Genomic DNA, 18,873 nt, shown 5'->3' on the forward strand with positions numbered 1-18,873 from the left:
TTGAGATGGTGATCTAACTCACCTAAGAAATGGCTAGATTCATAGCTACCTAGGATTAGCGATGGATATAAGTCTGCCGTGATATACTAGCTCCTATACGAGGTAGACCATTTCCAGTTCGGGTGTCTCAGTGCTTAGCAGCGAGAATTGCAATTATCGAAGCAGCAGCAACTGATAATCACCAAAAGAATAAACAACACTAGGATACAAGAGAAATCGCCACAACCATTACCACCAAAGATACTTGACATTTTATATCACCCTCCTTTGTCTCTGCCCTATATCAATATGTCAAAAATGGGTGGATGGTTATTGAGGAGAAAAAATTTTTTCGCCCAAAAAGATGGAAGCTTGGGCGAAAACAGGTTAAGGTAAGGATAGGAAAATGAGAAGGAGGCAATGAATATGGGGGAATGCAAGCTAGATCACAGTCAGGACGATGTCCTACAAAAATGGGCGGATCAACAGGCTTATTTACCTAAAGCATTGGCAGAGCAGATACATGTATTTTTACTAAAGGAGCTGCCTCAATCGACTTTGAACGAACTGTTTCATGCGCTTAAAAAATACGACTTGGCAGAAGAAAGCGAACGTGAAACTCGTAACAAGAAGCTATTGGACTTGATTTCTTTGCCGTAAACGAGAAAAACCACTCTTACTCTATAATATGTAGGACATGTGGTAGTACATGAGGCTATTACATGTAAAAACTTGTCTATCATGTTGTGAATTATAAAAAGTACACCGCTTATTTATGATCTTACCCCTGTCAAGAAGACAACTTTAAACAAGCCTCATCTAGGCAACCTGAGTTCGGTATTCTATCGGACTCAGGTTTTTTTATCGAGATTGAAACCGTTGCTGATTATAGAAATTAATGTAGTCGTGAAGAGCTTCTTCCACTTCTTTATCTGTTTGAAACGAATGAAGATACAAAGGGCAGCTTATCTATTCCCCATGGCTGGCCTTACTTGGGATCGTATGTTTAGGAGCCGCTTATAGTATGGCGTTGATGCTAAACGAAGCCCACTTCGACCTTTTCGTGCCACTTATCCTGCTTAAGTCATAATCGGTACATATCTTTTTTTACACAGGTAAGTGTAATGCTGCTGAATTTTATTCAGAAGCGTTTTGACATTTACTACAATCGTACGAATATGATTATACTCGCTCAGATCGGCCACAAGATGCAAGATAATGAGCGGATGTTGTTTATTGTATCAATTTTGAGTGCGGTTATTTTAACGGTTACAAGTGCGATTTACATGTTAACGCTAGCCGTTCAATATCACGATATAAAGACGCAATACGATAATGCAAGGGAAGTAATCTCATTGACGATGTTTATTGGCATTTTCGTCAATTTGCTGTTTTTCCTTGCATCTAGCAGCATCATTTATTTTAAACTGTTTACAGAACTACAGGAGGATCAGACACAATTTAAGGCTTTATCCCGTATCGGCTTAACCCCAGGGTGAAATTCGGAAAATTGTCTTCACACAGGTTGCCATTATTTTTTTCATGCCATACATCGTTGGGATTCTCCACGCGTTGGTTGCGATGAAGGCATTGGATAACCTTCTTACGTTATCTAGCTATCTTTATTGTGTTGGTTATTTTTTATCCATGAATAGCAAAGAAAATTTCAGTGCACTTCTAACTGTTTGAATATTATTCCCCAATGACATTTATCAGATTAGCCAATTGTTTTATAGCCATATAAATTGTATCTCCTATCTCGTACCATTTTCGCTCAGGAAAAATATGAGATACCCCCTCCGTAGTATAGGAGGGGGCCTTTTGCAAAGTGTTATGGCTCGATTAGGATATACTTAGAGATGCAGTAATAGGAATTTATTTTACATAGGAGGGAAGAGAGGTAACGTGGAAGAGATCATAGATGCCCAAAAAGTAATTCAGGTAGATTTATTACAGACAAAATACTCGATATTCTATCTGTATACGCCGCTGTGTGGAACCTGTCAAATTGCTAGTCAGATGGTGACGATGCTAGAACAGCTCTTTCCTGCAGTAGTGTTTTACCGAGTTAATATTAATATTCATAAAAAGCTGGCACAAGACTGGAAAATTACCAGTGTCCCATGTCTCATTATTTACCAGCGTGATAGAGAAGTAGCACGAAAGTATGCCTTTGAATCCGTACCAGATCTATATTCTTGGCTACAATCACTTTCTATATTTCAATAGGAATCGGGTACATGCCCGATAAAATAATTTTCTAACTCTTCAAAATATAATTGATTGATGGTAACATAGTTACGTATATCGTTACTTGTAGAAGGTAAAGGGGGATTCTGTGTGAAAGGTAAATTAAGTAAGGCAAGGTTCGTTTTGGCCGTATTTTCAGCCCTAATGCTTTTGATTGCAACTGCTTGTAGTCAGACTAGCACAGCTCCAGCTAACAACCAAAACGGAGCAAATTCTGGAGTTCAATCTGCTGCAAATGAGTCTAAAGCCACTAAAGTCGGAATTGTGCAAATAATCGAACATCCAGCTTTAGATGCCGCGAGGGATGGATTTATAGCCAAAATGAAGGCAAATGGTTTTGAAGAAAATAAAACTGTGGTATATGATCTTCAATCTGCACAGGGAAATATGGATACGGCGATTCAAATTGCCAAAAAATTCACTGGCGACAAGGTTGATCTCATTCTTGCTATTGGCACCCCTGCTGTACAAGCAGTAGCACAAACGACCACAGATATCCCTATCCTGTTTACCGCAGTGACCGATCCAGTAAGTGCCGGATTAGTTAAATCAATGGATAAACCTGGTGGCAATGTATCTGGCACTACAGACATGAATCCCGTAGAAGAGCAATTATCATTGATTAAAAAAGTAAAAGCCGATGCAAAAAATGTAGGTGTAATCTATAACTCTGGGGAAGTCAATTCAAAGGTGCAGGTAGATCAAGCGAAAGAGGTAGCTGAAAAGTTTGGGCTAACGATCATAGAAGCTGCTATCACAAATCCAACAGAAGTAAAGCAAGCGGCAGAGTCTATGGTAGGTAAGGTGGATTCCTTTTATGTGCCAACAGATAATATGGTAGTAGCCTCTATCTCAGCAGTTGTGAGTGTTGCGGAAGCACAAAAAATTCCTGTGGTCGCTGGAGAAGAAAATTCCGTAAAGAGTGGGGCAATTACTACCTTTGGTATTGATTATAGCCTGCTCGGTGCGCAAACAGGAGATATGGCTACTAAAATTCTTAAGGGAGAAAGTAAGGTGGGCGATATGCCAGTGGAATCCCAAAAGGAAATGAAGCTGGTCATTAATAAAAAGGCAGCCGAAAAAATGGGCATATCATTGCCGCAGGATCTCATAGACAAAGCTGTACAAACCTTTGATCAATAAGCAATTGACAGAGGAGTTAAAGAGGGGGAAGCAATGAACATTGCCATTGTTGGAGCATTTGAACAAGGACTACTCTTCGCAGTCATGGTATTGGGCGTTTTTTTAACCTTTCGAATTCTGAATTTTCCTGATTTGACGGTGGATGGTAGTTTTGCCATGGGAGGAGCCATTGCGGCTATTCTTATTGTAGACGGAATGAATCCATTTGTAGCAACCGCACTTGCCATGGCAGGCGGCGCGATTGCTGGAGTATTTACTGGGGTTCTGACGACAAAGGGAAAAATAAATGGCCTTCTGGCAGGTATTTTAACCATGATTGCATTATATTCAATCAATCTACGGATCATGGGGAAAAAATCAAATGTACCACTTTTGCGAGAGGAAACACTCTATACGAAAGCCCAGGCAGTCTCAATATTTGACTTTCAAATCTATGGTGTCTCATTAGCGAGTTCTATTGTATTTCTCATCATGGTGTTGATTGTAAAGTTAATTATGGACTGGTTTTTGCATACAGATCTGGGACTAGATATTCGAGCCACAGGCGATAATGATCGGATGATCCGTAGCTTCGGGGCTAATACAGATACGACTACGATTATAGGTCTGGCGTTATCAAATGCGCTGGTAGCTGCTTCTGGAGCTTTAGTAGCGCAATATCAGGGCTTTGCTGATGTAGGGATGGGAATTGGAATGATCGTCATCGGACTTGCTTCCGTCATTATCGGGGAGGTGTTGTTTGGGACAAAAAGTATAATGCGACTTACGCTCGCAGTCATTCTTGGTTCCATTGTGTATCGACTGGTGATTGCGTTTGCTCTGCGGCAGGGTTTCCTTGCGTCCGATATGAAGTTGATCACGGCAATTATTGTAATCATTGCTCTAATCTTACCGAACATCATGAAGGGTGTTTGGAAAATAGGGAGAACGGTGAAAGGAGGGTAATGATCGTGTTAGAGATAACCAATGTCACCAAGGTGTTTAATCCAAATACCGTAAATGAAAAGATTGCCCTTAACAACATACATGTAAAACTCGAACACGGGGACTTTGTGACAGTGATTGGTAGCAATGGTGCAGGAAAATCTACTTTGATGAATACGATATCTGGTGGAATCATCCCTGATACAGGAAGTATCTTTATTGATCAGCAGAATGTAACGAAACAGGGTGAACATAAGCGAGCCGCTTTGATTGGACGAGTATTTCAAGACCCAATGGCAGGTACAGCTCCACAGATGACAATTGAGGAAAACTTGGCTATCGCTTATTCTCGTGGGCGTCACCGTACGCTTTCATTGGGTGTAACCAATAAAAAAAGAGCGTTTTTTCAAGAGAAGCTGAAAATATTAGACCAAGGATTAGAAAATCGTTTGAAAACCAAGGTTGGGTTTCTATCTGGTGGACAACGTCAGGCGTTGAGCTTGCTGATGGCTACGTTTATCAATCCTAAATTATTACTGCTGGACGAACACACGGCTGCTTTGGACCCAAAACGGGCTCAGTTAATTGTTGATTTGACCAAAAAAATAGTGGAAGAAAACAAATTGACTACGCTCATGGTCACTCATAACATGGAACAGGCCCTGCATATGGGAAATCGATTATTCATGCTGCATGAGGGGCGGATTATTTTGGATCTTCCCCAAGAGACGAAAGCACAAATGACAACAAAAGACTTGCTACAGGCGTTTGAGGAGGCAAGAGGCGGAGAAGCTTTTTCAGAAGATCGATACATTTTAGCATAAGCCGCCTCTTGTATTTTTAAATATTCAGAACATTCAACCAAGTAAATGGCGAAAGAGGGACAAGACATGAAAGTAAATCAAAAATCACTTGCAATCGTATCTTCAATTTTATTGGCTGGAGCAGCTTTGTCAGGGTGTGCAGGAGGCAATAATGCGACATCAGGCACTTCACAGCAGAAGGGGAGTGAGGGAGGGAGTGGCGCAGCAGGTGGAGACAAGATTGTGATTGCGTTAGTTGGTCCGCTCTCAGGTTCTGCTTCAGATTATGGTGACTCCGCCAAAGCAGGTGCCGAATATGCACTAAAATTAAAGCAGAAGGAATTACAAGACTTAGGTCTTAACGTTGAATTAAAACCTTTAGACGACCAAGCAGAACCTAAACAAGGTGTTGTTAACGCACAGATGGCGATTAACGACAACGATGTAGTAGCGGTTGTAGGTCACGTGACTACGGGTTCATCCTTGTCTGCTGTAACAGCTTATGAAAAAGCTGGTTTGGTCATGGTATCGCCTTCTACAACAGGGCCCGAATTTACTGAGGGAGGTAAAAAAGTAGCACATCGTATTTGTGCACGCGACGACGAACAAGGAAGAAAAGCGGCTATTTATGCAAAAAATACCTTGCATGTAAAAAATGCGATGGTCATTCATGATAAACAAGCGTACGGCCAAGGCTTAGCCAATGAAGTAAAGAAGCAATTTGAGAAGGATGGTGTTACCGTTCTAGGTTTTGAAGGCTTGACTGTTGGTGAGAAGGACTATAGTGCAGTGGTGAACCAAGTGTTAGCGAAGAAGCCGGAAATGGTCTATTTTGGCGGTTATTATGCAGAAGCCGGAATTTTAATTAAGCAGTTGCGGGAAAAAGGGTTTACCGGTGTGTTTATGGGCGCTGATGGTCTTGATTCTGCTGAGATGTTTACGATTGCGGGACCTGCAGCAGAGGGTGTCGTGTTTACCTCCACTGTTGGTGACGTAAGAGCAACAGAAGAAGGGAAGAAATGGATACAGGAATTTGAAGGCTCGACAGGCAAAAAGCTGGGGATATTTACCTCGTTTGGCTACGATGCCATGGCTGTAGCTATCAATGGGATTGAGGAGGCGGCTAAAGCGAATGGCAACAAAAAGCCAACTCGTGCTCAAGTATTCGAAGCCATTCACAAAACACAAGATTTTAAAGGACAGTTTGTACATGTTTCTTTCGATGATAAAGGTGACAATAAGAATGCTCAGGTGTTTATTTATAACTATGCAGGCGGTTCAAAGAAATTTGAAGGTGAAGCAAAATAATCTATTGACATGGATAAGGACCCAGGTGTAATATCTGTTGTAAGAAAAAACGTTACAAAATTTAAAATACTCTCTTATCAAGAGTTGGCTGAGGGACTGGCCCGATGACGCCCGGCAACCTAATGTCTGTTTGACAAGACATCAAGGTGCTACCTCCTGCAGGGAAACCTGAGAGATAAGAGGCGTAGTGGGTTTCCATATACACAAGCCTCTTTTCTTAGGAAAAGGGGCTTTTTTATATCATCGAGTAGAACCCAGCTTTGAATGAACCAATGTAATTGTACATTTTTTCACAAAAAGAGATAAATGAAAAAGGGGAGAGACATGATGAAAGGTCTAATTAACAAAGGTTTTGTCTATTTATTCGCAATATTCTTTCTAATAGGGGGTGTGCTAAGCGGTTGTGGTGCAACCTCTACAACTTCTACATCAAAAGCCGATAATGTGTCAGCATCAAGTAGTGAAGCTGCTGGGGGTCAACCTACGACAGATAAGAAAAAGCGAATTGCGCTGGTGGTGCAATTTAATATTGGATCGTTTTCATCTCAATATATTGCAGGTGTGAAGGAAGAGGTAGAGAAGCTGGGGGGAGAACTGACAGTTTTAAGCGGGGATAATGACCTTGCTAAAATGGCTTCACATCTGGACGCGGCTGTTACCCAACAATTTGATGGCATTTTGCTGGATCATGGACGTGCAGATAGCTTAGCACCAGGTGTTCAAAAGGCCTTGGCTCAAAAGACTCCAATTGTAGCTTTTGATACAGGATTAGATATTCCGGGAGTAACAGTAGTAGAGCAAGATGATATTAAATTGGCTGAACAAACACTAAACAAAATGGCACAAGACACAGGTGGCAAAGGAAATATTGTGAAGATATGGGTAGCTGGTTTTACTCCAATGGAACGTCGTCAAATCGCTTATAAGGCATTTATGGACAAAAATCCAGGCTTTAACGAAATGGCTGCATTCGGATCAGCTTCTGCCAACACGGCTTTGGATACGCAGGCACAAATGGAAGCGATTCTGAAGCAGTATCCAAACAAAGGAGATATCACAGCAGTTTGGACTGCTTGGGATGAATTTGCCAAAGGTGCGACACGCGCGATACAGCAGGCTGGACGCAATGAAATTAAGGTATACGGCATAGATATGAGCGATGAGGATTTGCAAATGCTGCAAGATCAGAATTCACCATGGGTTGCAACGGCAGCCGTAGACCCTTCTGATATTGGACGGGTACAGGCACGATACTTATTTAAGAAGCTGAAGGGAGAGCAGGTACCAGATAAGGTAAGCTTGAACCCTGTGCTAATCACACGTGAACAATTGCCTAAGGAGCCTGTGAAAATGGCAGATTTGAACAAGTACGTGAAGGAATGGGGCACGAGCACACAGGGCCAATAGGAAAGGTAGCGGAGAATGGGGTTTGGCATAGAGGTTGCCAGACCCCTTGTAAAATCCGCCCATAGAAGGGGAGAGACACGTTGACAGCATTAGAGATGAAGGGGATCAAAAAAGCATTTCGCTCTGTCCCAGCTTTACGCGGTGTGGATTTTACTGTAAGGCCTGGTGAAGTTCATGCTTTGCTTGGGGCAAATGGAGCGGGTAAGAGTACGTTGATGAAAATCATGACAGGTGCTTATGCATTAGACGCTGGCCAAATTGTCATAGATGGAAAAGAAGTTAGTCTGACCGAGCCGCAGGACGCCAAGGCACATGGTATCCAATGTGTATATCAGGAAGTGGATACAGCACTCATTGGATATGGAAGCGTAGCGGAGAATATTCTGCTGGAGGGCTTTGTAGAGAGGGGACGCTCTCCTTTTATTAACTGGCGAAGCTTGGAGGAAACAGCAGCCCAAGCACTCAAGCGGCTAGGACTTGATATCCCTATGCAAAAAAAGGTTGAGGAACTAACGTTATCCGAAAAGCAGTTGGTGCTTTTAGCTAAGGCGATTGCTCAAAAGGCTAAAATTATTATTTTAGATGAACCAACTGCTCCTTTAAGTCAAGCAGAAACGGTGCAGTTATTCCAGATCATCAAACAATTGCGGGAACAGGGGATTGGAATCGTATTTATCTCTCACAGAATGCCAGAGGTCTTTGAGATCAGTGATCGAATTACGGTTTTACGAGACGGGGAGCTAGTCTTGTGCAAGCATGCAAAAGAGACCAATCCGCATGAGGTTATTACCAGTATGCTAGGAAAGGCATTGTCTCAGGAATATCCCAAAGAGCAGGTCAAAATAGGAGAGCGGTTGCTTGCGTGTAAAAATGTAGTGGCTGGATCACAAGTACGCAACCTTTCCTTTACGGTTCATGAAGGTGAAATTGTAGGGATTGCAGGTCTTGTGGGGGCAGGAAAGTCGGAATTAGCTCGGGTTCTATTTGGAGCTGACCCACTGATCTCAGGAGAAGTGCACAAAAGAGGGAAAAAGCTGAAATGTACATCGCCAAAAGTAGCTGTTGATGAGGGGATTGCCCTGATTCCCGAAGAGCGTAGGCGAGAAGGCATCATGGCAGAAGAATCCGTAGCTGTTAATTTAACAATGACTACCCTTCATAACTATAGTCGATTCGGTTTCTTGCGCTCGCTGTTAGTAAATGAAGCGGTAAAAGGGCTGATTCAAGCATTACAGATCAAGGTAGCTAGCCCGCAGTTGCCTATTAGCTCATTAAGTGGAGGAAATCAACAAAAAGTAGTGATTGGGAAATGGCTGGCTACGGAAGCCGATATCTTTATTCTGGATGAGCCGACGAAGGGTGTTGACGTGGGAGCGAAAGCAGAAATCTATAGAATTATCGGCAATTTGGCTAAAAATGGAAAAGGGATTGTGTATCTTTCTTGTGAGTTCGAGGAGCTTGTAGGGATTGCAGATCGCATTTTGGTCATGTACGACGGGTCCTTCGTTAAAGAACTAAGCCGATCACAAGCAACAGTGGAAACCATCATGTATTACGCGAGCGGAGGACAGTAGTATGGCACAAGGAACAGCTAAAGATAAGCTTTTACATCTTCTATTTCGATATGGAACATTAGGTTTTATTGCGTTTATCATCGTTTTGTTTAGCATAGTAAATGAGTATTTTTTCACATTTAACAATATTACTGGTATTTTACAGTCCATTTCTATCGTTACGCTTGTTGCTATTGGAGTTACGTTTACTCTTATTGTCAATGGCTTTGACATGTCAGTAGGCTCTATCGTCTCACTAGCTTCTGTCGTGTCAGCCTCTATCATGGTCTGGTTTGAACAAAGCGTGTGGTTAGCCGTTTTGGTACCGATTGTTATAGGAGGTTTGATTGGATTATGTAATGCTTTTCTGGTAGTAAAAGTGAGAATTCCTGATTTGCTGGCTACCTTAGCGGCTCTCTACATTGTGAAAGGAATTCATCTGGTATATACAAAAGGGTATTCCATTACTTCCAACATGGTCATGCCCGATCAGACAACAGCTCCAGGAGTTATATCTCCAACCTTTTTGAAAATTGGCCAGGGGACGATAGCTAACATTCCCATCTCAGTGATTATCATGATAGTAGCTGTTGTCTTGGTGTATATCTTTCTGCATTATACGCGTTACGGCCGCTTACTCTATGCAGTTGGTGGCAATCAGGAAGCGGCTCGTCTATCAGGAATTCCAGTTGATCGCTATCGGGTTTTAGCTTATTTGTTATCAGGACTCTTTTGTGGCTTGGCAGGAGTTCTAATGACGGCACGTATCGGGACTGGGCAGGTAGATGGAGGTGCCCCTTTGTTAATGGATGCGGTTGCGGCAGCATTTGTTGGCTATTCTGTGTTAGGAGCTGGCAAACCAAATGTCGGAGGGACCTTTGTAGGTGCTGTACTGATCGGTGTACTTCTGAACGCTTTGACCATGCTGAATTTGCCTTACTATGCACATGATATTGTAAAAGGCACTGTGCTTATTTTTGCATTATCCGCTACGTACTATCAGATGAGACATCGTTCCAGCTAAGGTTTGAATGGGCGAACCCAGATAATTTTGGTATACTACGTTTATTATTTTAACGTGAAGTTTACTGAAGTATTCCATAATTCCAATAACTGGAGGTTCCTCATGAATATTACTGACATAGAAATCAGACGTCAATTTGTGCCGCTGATTAAACCTTTTAAAACAGCCTTGAGAACGGTAATTACTTCAGAATCGATTATTGTAAAGGTGTCGACCGATACTGGATGCCATGGATTTGGTGAAGCGCCAGCAACTGTGGTGATCACTGGTGATAGTCTTGAAAGCATTGAGGGGGCTATCCTGCATGTCATCCGTCCACGATTAGTCGGAAAATCTTTGTCTAACTATGAAGATATTTTTCAAACGCTCCATAGCTGTATGGTAGGCAATTATAGTGCAAAAGCAGCAGTTGATATGGCTATTTATGATTTAGTAGCACAAAAAGCCAAAATGCCGTTGTATCAGTTTTTAGGAGGATTCCGAAACAGTATGGAGACGGATTATACGGTTAGTGTGAACTCTCCTCAAGAGATGGGAGAGGACGCCGTTTCCTATTTGCAGGCTGGATTTCATACGTTAAAAATTAAGGTAGGCAAAGATGATATTGAACATGATATCCTTCGTATTCAGGAAATTCGCAACCGTGTAGGCAATCAGGTCAAAATTAGACTGGATGCTAATCAGGGCTGGGGGGTCAAGGAAGCGATTCGCTCGATACGCAAGATGGAAGAGATGGGATTGGCTATAGAATTGGTGGAACAGCCAGTTAAAGCACATGATATTGAAGGTCTAAAGCTGGTAACAGATCATGTGGATACACCGATTATGGCTGATGAAAGTGTATTTGGTCCCAAGGAGGCTTATGCTGTATTAACCACACGCGCTGCTGATCTTATCAATATTAAATTAATGAAAGCAGGCGGAATCTATAAAGCACAACAAATGAATCAATTGGCAGAGTTATGTGGCGTAGAATGTATGGTGGGGAGCATGATTGAGACTCGTTTGGGTATCACGGCAGCCGCTCATTTTGCCGCAAGTAAGAAAAATATTACTCGCTTTGACTTCGATGCTCCATTAATGCTACAGCATGATACGGTGAAAGGTGGCGTCGTGTATGAGGGACGTTGCATGAAGCTAACGGATGCTCCCGGACTAGGTATAACTGATGTGCTGGAGGTAGAACACACATGAGTACATATGAACAGCAGTATGTTGTTAGTGTAAATGTAGCAACCCTTTGGACGTCTCCTGAATCTCCACGTGAGTTAGATCTGCCTGCCCTACAAAATCCAACACACCTCTCTGAGTGGTTGAATGATCTTGGCTATCTCGAACGGCTGGAGCTTTGTGAGGCAAACAAGACACAGACACAGGTTTTGTTTGGAACTATTGTTCACGTAGAGGAAGAGGCTGGGGATTGGGTAAAAGTCCTTGTCAGAGACCAGCCTACTCTAAAAAATAAGAAGGGTTATCCAGGCTGGATGCCTCGTGCTCAATTGGCTCTGGTGAATTGGCCTGTTCCCACACCAGAACAGATAATTGCGGTCGTACAAGTCAATAAGGCGTGCTTGTATGTTGAAAAGGAAGGGCCCGTCACCGGGGAAGCTCAGCTCTTGCCTAAAGCAATCGAGCTTGAATTGAGCTACCTGACTGCATTGCCTGTCGTTGAACAAGAAGAGATGTGGGTTCGGGTACAGACCCCCATCGGGGAGCGGTGGCTACAAAAGGCAGATGTGTCTATCCGTACACGTGGTGAAAAGAGCGATGTTTCAGGAGAGCTGATTGTGCAAGCGGGTAAGCAGTTTCTTGGGTTGCCCTATCTGTGGGCTGGGACTTCTTCGTTTGGCTATGATTGTTCAGGGTTTGCCTATTCCATGCATAAAGCATTTGGCAAAATAATTCCTCGTGATGCTTCCAATCAGGCTAAATTTGGGCAAGAGATACCGTTGGATAAGGTACAACCAGGAGACTTATTGTTTTTTGCCTATGAACAAGGGAAGGGTGCTGTTCATCACGTGGCCATCTCGCTGGGAGGTACACGGATGCTTCACGCTCCTAAGACAGGACGCTGTGTAGAAGAGCTAGAAATTACCGGACATCCTGAATACGAGCCGGAACTATGTATTGCTCGGCGCTATTGGCATTTAACAAGCCCTGTTTTTTATTCATGACGATAAATAAAAAGAATAGACAGTCCGTTATGCCGCCAGATAGTGGTATTTACGTGGCTGTCTTTTTTTGTGTGTGGACTATAATCTAGAAGCTTTCCAAATAGATCGGGAGATTTGATTGCTTATTAAAAAGAGCAGAGCAAAAAACTGCTCTTCAGAAAGCAGTAGTTTAGGGTAATGGCTCGTGGGATGAAAAAATGATCCAATTGTACATTCCTGACGAGTATCCATAATAGCTTCAAAAAGAAATCCTACTCTCCAAAAAGAATATAGGGAAGCGTAGGTGGTGTGTGCTTTACGAGCTTCTTTTTGGACCCAATAAAAAGAAACCGCCTCCAATGGCGACAATAATGATACAAATTAGGAGTGTGAACATGTAGGAACCTCCCTCTATAAGTAAAAATCTCGAAAGAAAACAAGTGAAATTTTTGTGTCTTCCTTAAGAATAACACGATTTTAACACATTTTTGTAACAATGTGTTCATTAGTTTGCCTTAAAAAGTAAAAATCTCTTCTTTAAGAAAATCTAAATTTGTAAAATGGATGCTTAGAAGAGCATTTGCCGACTAAAAAGAAGCTCATTCTTCTCATAAAGAAACAAAAACTTGGAACAAGAAGAGAAGACTCTCCATGTTTCCAAGTTTTTTACATACACAAAGGTATTCATATCGCTTATAAGTGGATGAAATGTTGCAAAAGTCAGTTTATTCTTTTGCTGGAATAGCTTCTTAACAAAGCAGACGACTACTGGCTTGTAAACGACAAATCTGTTATTCCATGACAAGTGCCCGTTCTCGTAAGCTTTGTTTTAGCACTTTTCCTAAGCTATTCTTCGGTAGAGCATCTGTGAATCTAATTTGAGGGATCTTATAAAGAGCGAGTCTTTGTTTACAATATTCGATAACGTTTTCCTCCGAAAGGCTACTTCCGACTTCCTTCACGATATAGGCGCGTGGGATTTCACCCAACATTTCATCAGGAGCAGCAACTACTGCTGCTTCTAGAACCTGTGGTATTTGCATAATGACATCTTCTACCTGATCGGGATAAACATTTCTTCCACCAGATACAATAACATCCTTATATCTACCCATAATATACAAAAAACCATCCTCATCAAATTTACCGCTATCACCAGTATGTAGCCAGCCTTCTCTCAGCACCTGATTAGTGGCTTCAGGATTATTCCAATAGCCTTTAAATACATGAGGGCTTTTCACCACAATTTCTCCAACTTCTCCGACAGGCAACTCCTCGCCTGTTTGGGGATGGATAATTTTACATACAACTTTTGGCAGGGGCTTTCCGGCAGATTCGGTTTTTTCCAGGCCCATATCAGGAGTATAGAAGCTAACTCCGATCGCTTCTGTGCATCCATAAGTGACAGACATCGAAATTCCTAATTCGTGATATTGCTTAATTAAGGTAGAAGGGACCTTTGTGCCTCCTGTGCTGACAGTTTTTAGTGATGTCGTTTTTCTCTTGCTTTTTTTAAATTCATGTAGCATATAGGTAAAAATATAAGGGAAAGCAATCATCGTCGTAATGTTTTCTTGATCAATCATCTCCCAAATTTTTACGGGATCGTAATCATGCAAAAAGACCAGCGTATTCCCAGAAGCGATACTGTATAGCATGTTATTAATGGAACTTAGATGATAGAGATGATGGACGGCAAGAAAACGTTCATTTTGATAAGCATGGGGATAAGAAAGCATTTCTTTAAATGATTCAGAGAAAGTGCGATGGATGAGCTCGCAAGCTTTTGGATTGCCGGTGGTGCCTGAAGTAAAGCAGTAAAATGCTGTATCGTTCTGACTTACGGTTACAGAGGGTTTCGAAGAAGGAGAGTTGCCGCTAAAGATTTCTTCAAAAGCTGTTGAGGTATCCATTCCTATGCCAACTACTATCGAAGTGGGGAGTAGATCCTTTTTGGGAAGTGCGTTAGTAAATTCTTGGTCATAGAAAAGTATTTTCGGCTTAGATGTATGGAGGATGCCTTCCAATTCATAAGAGGAGTAGGTAAGGTTTAAAGGGACAACGATTGCTCCTATGCTTAATGCCGCCATCATGATGGTCGGAAAAGGGTGATTGTTTTTACACATTATGGCTACCCGATCACCTTTTTGTATACCTGTTTCCAATAAATAATGTGCCAATTGATTGACTCTTTCGTTATACATTTGAAATGAATAGCGAGTGGACCCACCAACAAGAGCTTCCAAATCAGGTGTTTTTTCAGCGCGAATTTTTAACATTGTGTGTAAGGAATACATCAGATAACCTCATTTCCAAGTTATTTTTTTGCCGAAATGTAAGAGCTGTTTTTATAGATTACTTTTGTTTACGTATCAAATTGTATTTAAAATGTTTGTCTATTATGTATAATTTTACCTTATATAAATGAATTTGTATAGATTATGTAGCTGTTTTTTGGGCTGAAAATACTTTATAAATAAATAATTTTTGAGATAGTTTTCGTATTTCGTGTTCAACAATTCCCGATTGCTTTTGTTTTCGTTGTGTGAATTTCCATTCCCCTGGTGAATCATGCTGAGATTTGAGTTTATTGGACCTTATGCTTTAGTTATAAAGTAACTACGTATGGAAAAGGCCTCAACAAAGGTTAAAAGGTTAACATAACTAAAATATTTGTAACTAAAGATTATCAGCGTTTGGATCGCCGTGAATTATTTTCATGATTTGCTATCCGAATATTATGCTTCTTTTGCTCTTTTTACTCGGTTCCCTCTATAATAGAGGCGGAGGTGTGAGTAGCATGTTAATTTCAGCGACAACCAAACTCTACTATCAAAATCCTTATTGGCGGGAATGTACAGCCACCGTCTTACACCAAGTCACCGATGAATTTCAGAAAAACTGGGTTGCGTTTGATCAAACCATCTTTTATCCAACAGGTGGGGGGCAGCCACACGATACAGGATACATAGGTCAGCATAAGGTACTAGATGTAGAAGAGAGAGAGGGCGTGGTCTGGCATCATATAGAAAGCCCGCTCACTTCAGATCAAAAGCAGATTCAGATGAGCATTGATTGGGATCGACGCTTTGATCATATGCAGCAGCATGCAGGACAACATATTTTATCCGCAGCCTTTGCTGAGGAGTATCGCGCCTCTACCATCGGCTTTCATTTAGGACAAGAAACCTGTACCATCGACTTGGATATAAAAGAATTAACCGAAGAGATGGTAAAAGAAGTGGAAGCCTATGCGAATCAGATCGTATTTGAGAATCGTGATATCATCGCACGTTTTGTACATGAAGAAGAGCTGGAGAAATATCCGTTACGTAAAAAACCTACTGTTGAGGAAGATATTCGTTTAGTGATTATTCCTGACTTTGACTACAATCCTTGTGGAGGGACGCATCCTAATCGCACTGGTGAAGTAGGTCCAATCCTTATTTTGCAGTGGGAAAAGCATAAGGGGCATATTCGTTTAGAGTTTACAGTAGGAAAACGAACAGTAGAGCGATTGCATCATAAGCATGCCCTGTTAAGACAGGTTAGCCGTCTTCTCCAAACAAATGAAGCTGGGTTGCAGGAGGCTGTCTTACGATTACAGGCGGAGCAAGAGGAACTAGCTGATGAGCTGCTGCAAGTAAAAGAAGCGTTGTTCTCCCATGAGAAGGACATGCTGATTCGTCATGCAGAACAATTAGATGACAGACTGTTGATTACGCAACGGTATGAAGAGCGGCCCTTATCTGAGCTACAAAAAATAGCACAGCTTATTACTGGTCAGGAAGCGAATGCAATTGTTCTGTTGATCACAGGTGGAGCGAAGCAGCAATTTGTCTGCGCATGTGGAAAAGAGGCGGATGTTGAGATGAACACGTGGGTAAAGCGCATTCTACCACGGGTCGAAGGAAAGGGTGGCGGGAATGCATTGATTGCACAAGGTGGTGCAGCTTCTCCTTATAACCCAGACCAAATTCATACATATGCACGGGAAGAATTGCAGGCTTTGCTAGAAAAATAGGTTATTGAACGCTTTCATAAAAAGCTATACAATAGAAAGTAGTTTTCGATGAAGAAGGTGTAAATTTATGTCAGAGGGACAAGCTCCAAAAAAAATTAGTCTAGCTGAAGCGATGAAACAACGACTAGCTCAGAAAAAACAACAGGCAAGTGACAAGGATTTTCAAAAAGGAAATCATTCAACTAAAGTGCTAAAGACGCAAAACAACAAGAAGCCTAACAATCAACGTAGAAGAACAGGCGGCTCATAGGAATTCTAACAATTAAAGCTTGGCATGAGCGAATGGAGAAACGCGGAATGTTTCTTGTTCGCTCTTTTACTTTTGAAGGTAAAGCCTATGGCAATCGTGGATTTCATTTGTATACAGTAGCACCATGTTTTTCTTCGATAAGCAGGTATTGCCGAACCGTTTTGCCATTTAACTATTGTTGAATGTTGTCTAATAAGGTAATATTACAATAATGTAAATGGCATATGGATTAGTTATCAATGACATAAAACAATATAAAGACAGGAGTCTAGTGATTATGAGTCTTTTTCTCTCTGTTCTAGGAACAGTTTTTATGGATGTGAAAGGATTTCCGTTTCAAGCATATGAGGCCAAAAACCGGAATCTAGGGAATGTCCAATTTGTTCATGGCGGAGTAGGACGTAACATTGCTGAAAATCTTGGGAGAGCGGGCTGTCCAACCGCTTTTGTATCGGTACTAGAGACGACCGGTATGGGGCCAGACGTTGAGAATCGTTTGAAAGCAGCAAATGTAAGTACGGATTATTCTCATTATACCAAGCATGGTGGAATGGGAATGTGGATGGTTATTTTGGATGAGACTGGAGAATTACAAGGCTCTATTTCTCAAATGCCAGATTTAAAACAGATGGAACAATTGATCAAGGATAGAGGAGAAGAGATTGTTCAAGCCTCCTCACATATTATTACGGAGTTGGACTTAAATCACGAAATCATTTCTCATATCACGAGCTTAGCCAAAAAGCATAACAAACCAATCTATGGTTTGCCAGCTAATATGGAAATCGTGCTTGAGCATCCAGAGCTACTACATGAGTTTGATTGTTTTGTTTGTAATAATTATGAAGCGGACAAAATTTTTGGTATTGATTTTACCAATATGGAAATTGCGGATCAATTGGCAGTACTTACTGACTACATGAATTATTCTGGCTTACAGCAAATGGTTATTACGTTGGGGGAGAAAGGCTCTGTATTCTATGACAAGAAGACGGGAGCGAAAGGGCACCAGCCTGTATTCCCTGTGAATCTAGTTGATTGCAGCGGCGCTGGAGATGCTTACTTCTCTGGGATTGTCATGGGGCTATCCACTGGTTTAACTCTTCAAGAGGCGGTTATATGCGGTACCAGAGTAGCAGGATGGACAATTGAGTCAACTGAGAGCATCTGCCCTGATTTGATGGAGAAAATTGAACAAAATCAAGAGATGCGCGACTTGCTTTTTCGGCATAGATTAGTAGGACAGGCGTAGAAAATAAGGAACTAACCCTTTTGGTTAGTTCTTTTTTTGTAGCATCATTTTTCATAACTCGTCACCAGTTAAGAGCATTATTTACGATAAACCACTTGTCGAATTTCCTTCCTAACCATTAGGCATACTGATTAACAAAAAGGCGATGCCTTGGACAGCGTTAGGAGGCATATAAAAGCAAATGATTGGTTATCAAGTAACCTGGGAGGATGGGGGTCAAATAAAAAAAATACTTGATGATTTCTCCATTCCTTATCGTGTAAAAAACCAGGTAGGTCAGCTCATTTTTTTATTTCCCCAGTTACCTTTTGGAAAAGATGTATTTATTCGTGAAGTATTTTCGCTATATGCCAGTACGCTTTCTTCCCAAAATGAGCGTGGCTAGCTTTACCTTTAGCAGGGGTGGGGTTTCAGCATAGTGTTGCTGGTTCCCCAGCCCTTTTAATATAGCAGTAACATGATCTTAAAAAAGTAGCAAAGAAATTTAATGTAGAAAAAATCCCAAAAAATAAATTAAATTCAACTTTTAAAAGTTTAGTAATACTAAAAAATATAAACTTACTTTTGATTATATATACGCATTACATATAGATTTGAGCATTTTTAAAATATTTTTTTTCAAATTAAGTGAAACTATTTGCCATGTCTTGAGTCTAAACATAGAAGGGAAAGTTATCCAAAAAAACACAAAGGGTAGCAAATGCTTGCCTGATAAAGACCTTTTAAGGGGACAGGCCTTGTATAGGAACTGAAAGGAGCTACAACATGAAAAAAACAAGTTCGATCCTGTCATTGGTGGTGCT

19 protein-coding genes and 1 riboswitch are annotated in these 18,873 nt (G+C 41.3%); of the genes, 16 read left to right on the forward strand and 3 right to left on the reverse strand.

Annotation, left to right across the window (positions count from 1 at the left end; translation table 11 throughout):
* Positions 1 to 134 precede the first annotated feature (134 nt).
* Positions 135 to 251, reverse strand: a complete 117-nt coding sequence (locus tag AYJ08_RS23355) for a YjcZ family sporulation protein (RefSeq protein WP_099421450.1) — start codon at positions 249 to 251, stop codon at positions 135 to 137.
* A gap of 154 nt (positions 252 to 405) precedes the next feature.
* On the opposite strand from AYJ08_RS23355, the gene AYJ08_RS04745 reads away from it, so the two are divergent.
* Positions 406 to 639 (forward strand): hypothetical protein, encoded by a 234-nt coding sequence (locus tag AYJ08_RS04745; protein WP_064016792.1) that lies wholly within the window; start codon positions 406 to 408, stop codon positions 637 to 639.
* 201 nt (positions 640 to 840) lie between these two features.
* Here AYJ08_RS04745 and AYJ08_RS24870 read toward each other — a convergent pair whose 3' ends face one another.
* The gene (locus tag AYJ08_RS24870; protein WP_197490584.1) at positions 841 to 936 is read right to left on the reverse strand and encodes an IS3 family transposase; all 96 of its coding nucleotides are present in this window, start codon (positions 934 to 936) and stop codon (positions 841 to 843) included.
* Positions 937 to 1,103: 167 nt separating this feature from the next.
* Here AYJ08_RS24870 and AYJ08_RS04750 point away from each other — a divergent pair, with 167 nt between their 5' ends.
* The 11 genes from AYJ08_RS04750 (at position 1,104) to AYJ08_RS04800 (ending at position 12,565) form a co-directional block, all read left to right on the forward strand.
* On the forward strand, positions 1,104 to 1,478 hold the full coding sequence (locus tag AYJ08_RS04750; RefSeq protein ID WP_064016793.1) for a hypothetical protein: 375 nt from the start codon (positions 1,104 to 1,106) through the stop codon (positions 1,476 to 1,478).
* A gap of 406 nt (positions 1,479 to 1,884) precedes the next feature.
* A complete protein-coding gene (locus tag AYJ08_RS04755; protein WP_082890865.1) occupies positions 1,885 to 2,208 on the forward strand; it encodes a thioredoxin family protein in 324 nt (107 codons plus the stop codon).
* Between the two features lie 165 nt (positions 2,209 to 2,373).
* Entirely contained in the window at positions 2,374 to 3,372 is a 999-nt protein-coding gene (locus AYJ08_RS04760) for an ABC transporter substrate-binding protein (RefSeq protein ID WP_064016811.1), read from the forward strand.
* Between the two features lie 33 nt (positions 3,373 to 3,405).
* A complete protein-coding gene (locus AYJ08_RS04765) occupies positions 3,406 to 4,317 on the forward strand; it encodes an ABC transporter permease (protein WP_064016794.1) in 912 nt (303 codons plus the stop codon).
* Between the two features lie 5 nt (positions 4,318 to 4,322).
* Complete coding sequence (locus AYJ08_RS04770; RefSeq protein WP_064016812.1) at positions 4,323 to 5,120, forward strand: ABC transporter ATP-binding protein; 798 nt, start codon at positions 4,323 to 4,325, stop codon at positions 5,118 to 5,120.
* A gap of 66 nt (positions 5,121 to 5,186) precedes the next feature.
* Positions 5,187 to 6,407, forward strand: coding sequence for a branched-chain amino acid ABC transporter substrate-binding protein (locus AYJ08_RS04775; RefSeq protein ID WP_064016795.1), 1,221 nt, complete (start codon positions 5,187 to 5,189; stop codon positions 6,405 to 6,407).
* Positions 6,408 to 6,478: 71 nt separating this feature from the next.
* A riboswitch (SAM riboswitch) is annotated at positions 6,479 to 6,589 on the forward strand.
* Positions 6,590 to 6,731: 142 nt separating this feature from the next.
* Positions 6,732 to 7,814: a sugar ABC transporter substrate-binding protein gene (locus AYJ08_RS04780; protein WP_082890867.1), complete on the forward strand. Its 1,083-nt coding sequence runs from the start codon at positions 6,732 to 6,734 to the stop codon at positions 7,812 to 7,814.
* A gap of 80 nt (positions 7,815 to 7,894) precedes the next feature.
* A complete protein-coding gene (locus AYJ08_RS04785) occupies positions 7,895 to 9,388 on the forward strand; it encodes a sugar ABC transporter ATP-binding protein (RefSeq protein ID WP_064016797.1) in 1,494 nt (497 codons plus the stop codon).
* A gap of 1 nt (position 9,389) precedes the next feature.
* Positions 9,390 to 10,391 carry an ABC transporter permease gene (locus tag AYJ08_RS04790; protein WP_064016798.1) on the forward strand — a complete coding sequence of 334 codons (1,002 nt, stop codon included), beginning with the start codon at positions 9,390 to 9,392 and terminating at the stop codon, positions 10,389 to 10,391.
* A 102-nt stretch (positions 10,392 to 10,493) separates the two neighbouring features.
* A complete protein-coding gene (locus AYJ08_RS04795) occupies positions 10,494 to 11,585 on the forward strand; it encodes a mandelate racemase/muconate lactonizing enzyme family protein (RefSeq protein WP_064016799.1) in 1,092 nt (363 codons plus the stop codon).
* The gene (locus tag AYJ08_RS04800; RefSeq protein ID WP_064016800.1) at positions 11,582 to 12,565 is read left to right on the forward strand and encodes a C40 family peptidase; all 984 of its coding nucleotides are present in this window, start codon (positions 11,582 to 11,584) and stop codon (positions 12,563 to 12,565) included. The genes AYJ08_RS04795 and AYJ08_RS04800 overlap by 4 nt, the downstream gene beginning before the upstream one ends.
* 770 nt (positions 12,566 to 13,335) lie before the next feature.
* Here AYJ08_RS04800 and AYJ08_RS04810 read toward each other — a convergent pair.
* Positions 13,336 to 14,841 carry a class I adenylate-forming enzyme family protein gene (locus AYJ08_RS04810; protein ID WP_064016802.1) on the reverse strand — a complete coding sequence of 502 codons (1,506 nt, stop codon included), beginning with the start codon at positions 14,839 to 14,841 and terminating at the stop codon, positions 13,336 to 13,338.
* A gap of 503 nt (positions 14,842 to 15,344) precedes the next feature.
* On the opposite strand from AYJ08_RS04810, the gene AYJ08_RS04815 reads away from it, so the two are divergent.
* From AYJ08_RS04815 to AYJ08_RS04830, 4 genes are all read left to right on the forward strand, one after another.
* Complete coding sequence (locus AYJ08_RS04815) at positions 15,345 to 16,568, forward strand: alanyl-tRNA editing protein (protein ID WP_064016803.1); 1,224 nt, start codon at positions 15,345 to 15,347, stop codon at positions 16,566 to 16,568.
* A gap of 67 nt (positions 16,569 to 16,635) precedes the next feature.
* Positions 16,636 to 16,818: a hypothetical protein gene (locus tag AYJ08_RS04820; protein WP_031415491.1), complete on the forward strand. Its 183-nt coding sequence runs from the start codon at positions 16,636 to 16,638 to the stop codon at positions 16,816 to 16,818.
* A 277-nt stretch (positions 16,819 to 17,095) separates the two neighbouring features.
* A complete protein-coding gene (locus tag AYJ08_RS04825) occupies positions 17,096 to 18,070 on the forward strand; it encodes a PfkB family carbohydrate kinase (RefSeq protein ID WP_064016804.1) in 975 nt (324 codons plus the stop codon).
* Between the two features lie 181 nt (positions 18,071 to 18,251).
* Positions 18,252 to 18,455 carry a hypothetical protein gene (locus AYJ08_RS04830; protein ID WP_064016805.1) on the forward strand — a complete coding sequence of 68 codons (204 nt, stop codon included), beginning with the start codon at positions 18,252 to 18,254 and terminating at the stop codon, positions 18,453 to 18,455.
* The last annotated feature ends 418 nt before the right edge of the window (positions 18,456 to 18,873 follow it).

This window comes from Brevibacillus sp. SKDU10 (assembly GCF_001645205.1).
Classification (GTDB): Bacteria; Bacillota; Bacilli; order Brevibacillales; family Brevibacillaceae; genus Brevibacillus_B; species Brevibacillus_B halotolerans.

Coding starts and splice junctions, on each gene's coding strand:
- AYJ08_RS04775 (WP_064016795.1), top strand. CDS start 5,187: ATGAAAGTAAATCAAAAATCACTTGCAATCGTATCTTCAATTTTATTG.
- AYJ08_RS04790 (WP_064016798.1), top strand. CDS start 9,390: ATGGCACAAGGAACAGCTAAAGATAAGCTTTTACATCTTCTATTTCGA.
- AYJ08_RS04795 (WP_064016799.1), top strand. CDS start 10,494: ATGAATATTACTGACATAGAAATCAGACGTCAATTTGTGCCGCTGATT.
- AYJ08_RS04825 (WP_064016804.1), top strand. CDS start 17,096: ATGAGTCTTTTTCTCTCTGTTCTAGGAACAGTTTTTATGGATGTGAAA.
- AYJ08_RS04750 (WP_064016793.1), top strand. CDS start 1,104: ATGCTGCTGAATTTTATTCAGAAGCGTTTTGACATTTACTACAATCGT.
- AYJ08_RS04815 (WP_064016803.1), top strand. CDS start 15,345: ATGTTAATTTCAGCGACAACCAAACTCTACTATCAAAATCCTTATTGG.
- AYJ08_RS04830 (WP_064016805.1), top strand. CDS start 18,252: ATGATTGGTTATCAAGTAACCTGGGAGGATGGGGGTCAAATAAAAAAA.
- AYJ08_RS04780 (WP_082890867.1), top strand. CDS start 6,732: ATGATGAAAGGTCTAATTAACAAAGGTTTTGTCTATTTATTCGCAATA.
- AYJ08_RS23355 (WP_099421450.1), bottom strand. CDS start 251: ATGTCAAGTATCTTTGGTGGTAATGGTTGTGGCGATTTCTCTTGTATC.
- AYJ08_RS04760 (WP_064016811.1), top strand. CDS start 2,374: ATGCTTTTGATTGCAACTGCTTGTAGTCAGACTAGCACAGCTCCAGCT.
- AYJ08_RS04800 (WP_064016800.1), top strand. CDS start 11,582: ATGAGTACATATGAACAGCAGTATGTTGTTAGTGTAAATGTAGCAACC.
- AYJ08_RS04765 (WP_064016794.1), top strand. CDS start 3,406: ATGAACATTGCCATTGTTGGAGCATTTGAACAAGGACTACTCTTCGCA.
- AYJ08_RS04745 (WP_064016792.1), top strand. CDS start 406: ATGGGGGAATGCAAGCTAGATCACAGTCAGGACGATGTCCTACAAAAA.
- AYJ08_RS04820 (WP_031415491.1), top strand. CDS start 16,636: ATGTCAGAGGGACAAGCTCCAAAAAAAATTAGTCTAGCTGAAGCGATG.
- AYJ08_RS04810 (WP_064016802.1), bottom strand. CDS start 14,841: ATGTATTCCTTACACACAATGTTAAAAATTCGCGCTGAAAAAACACCT.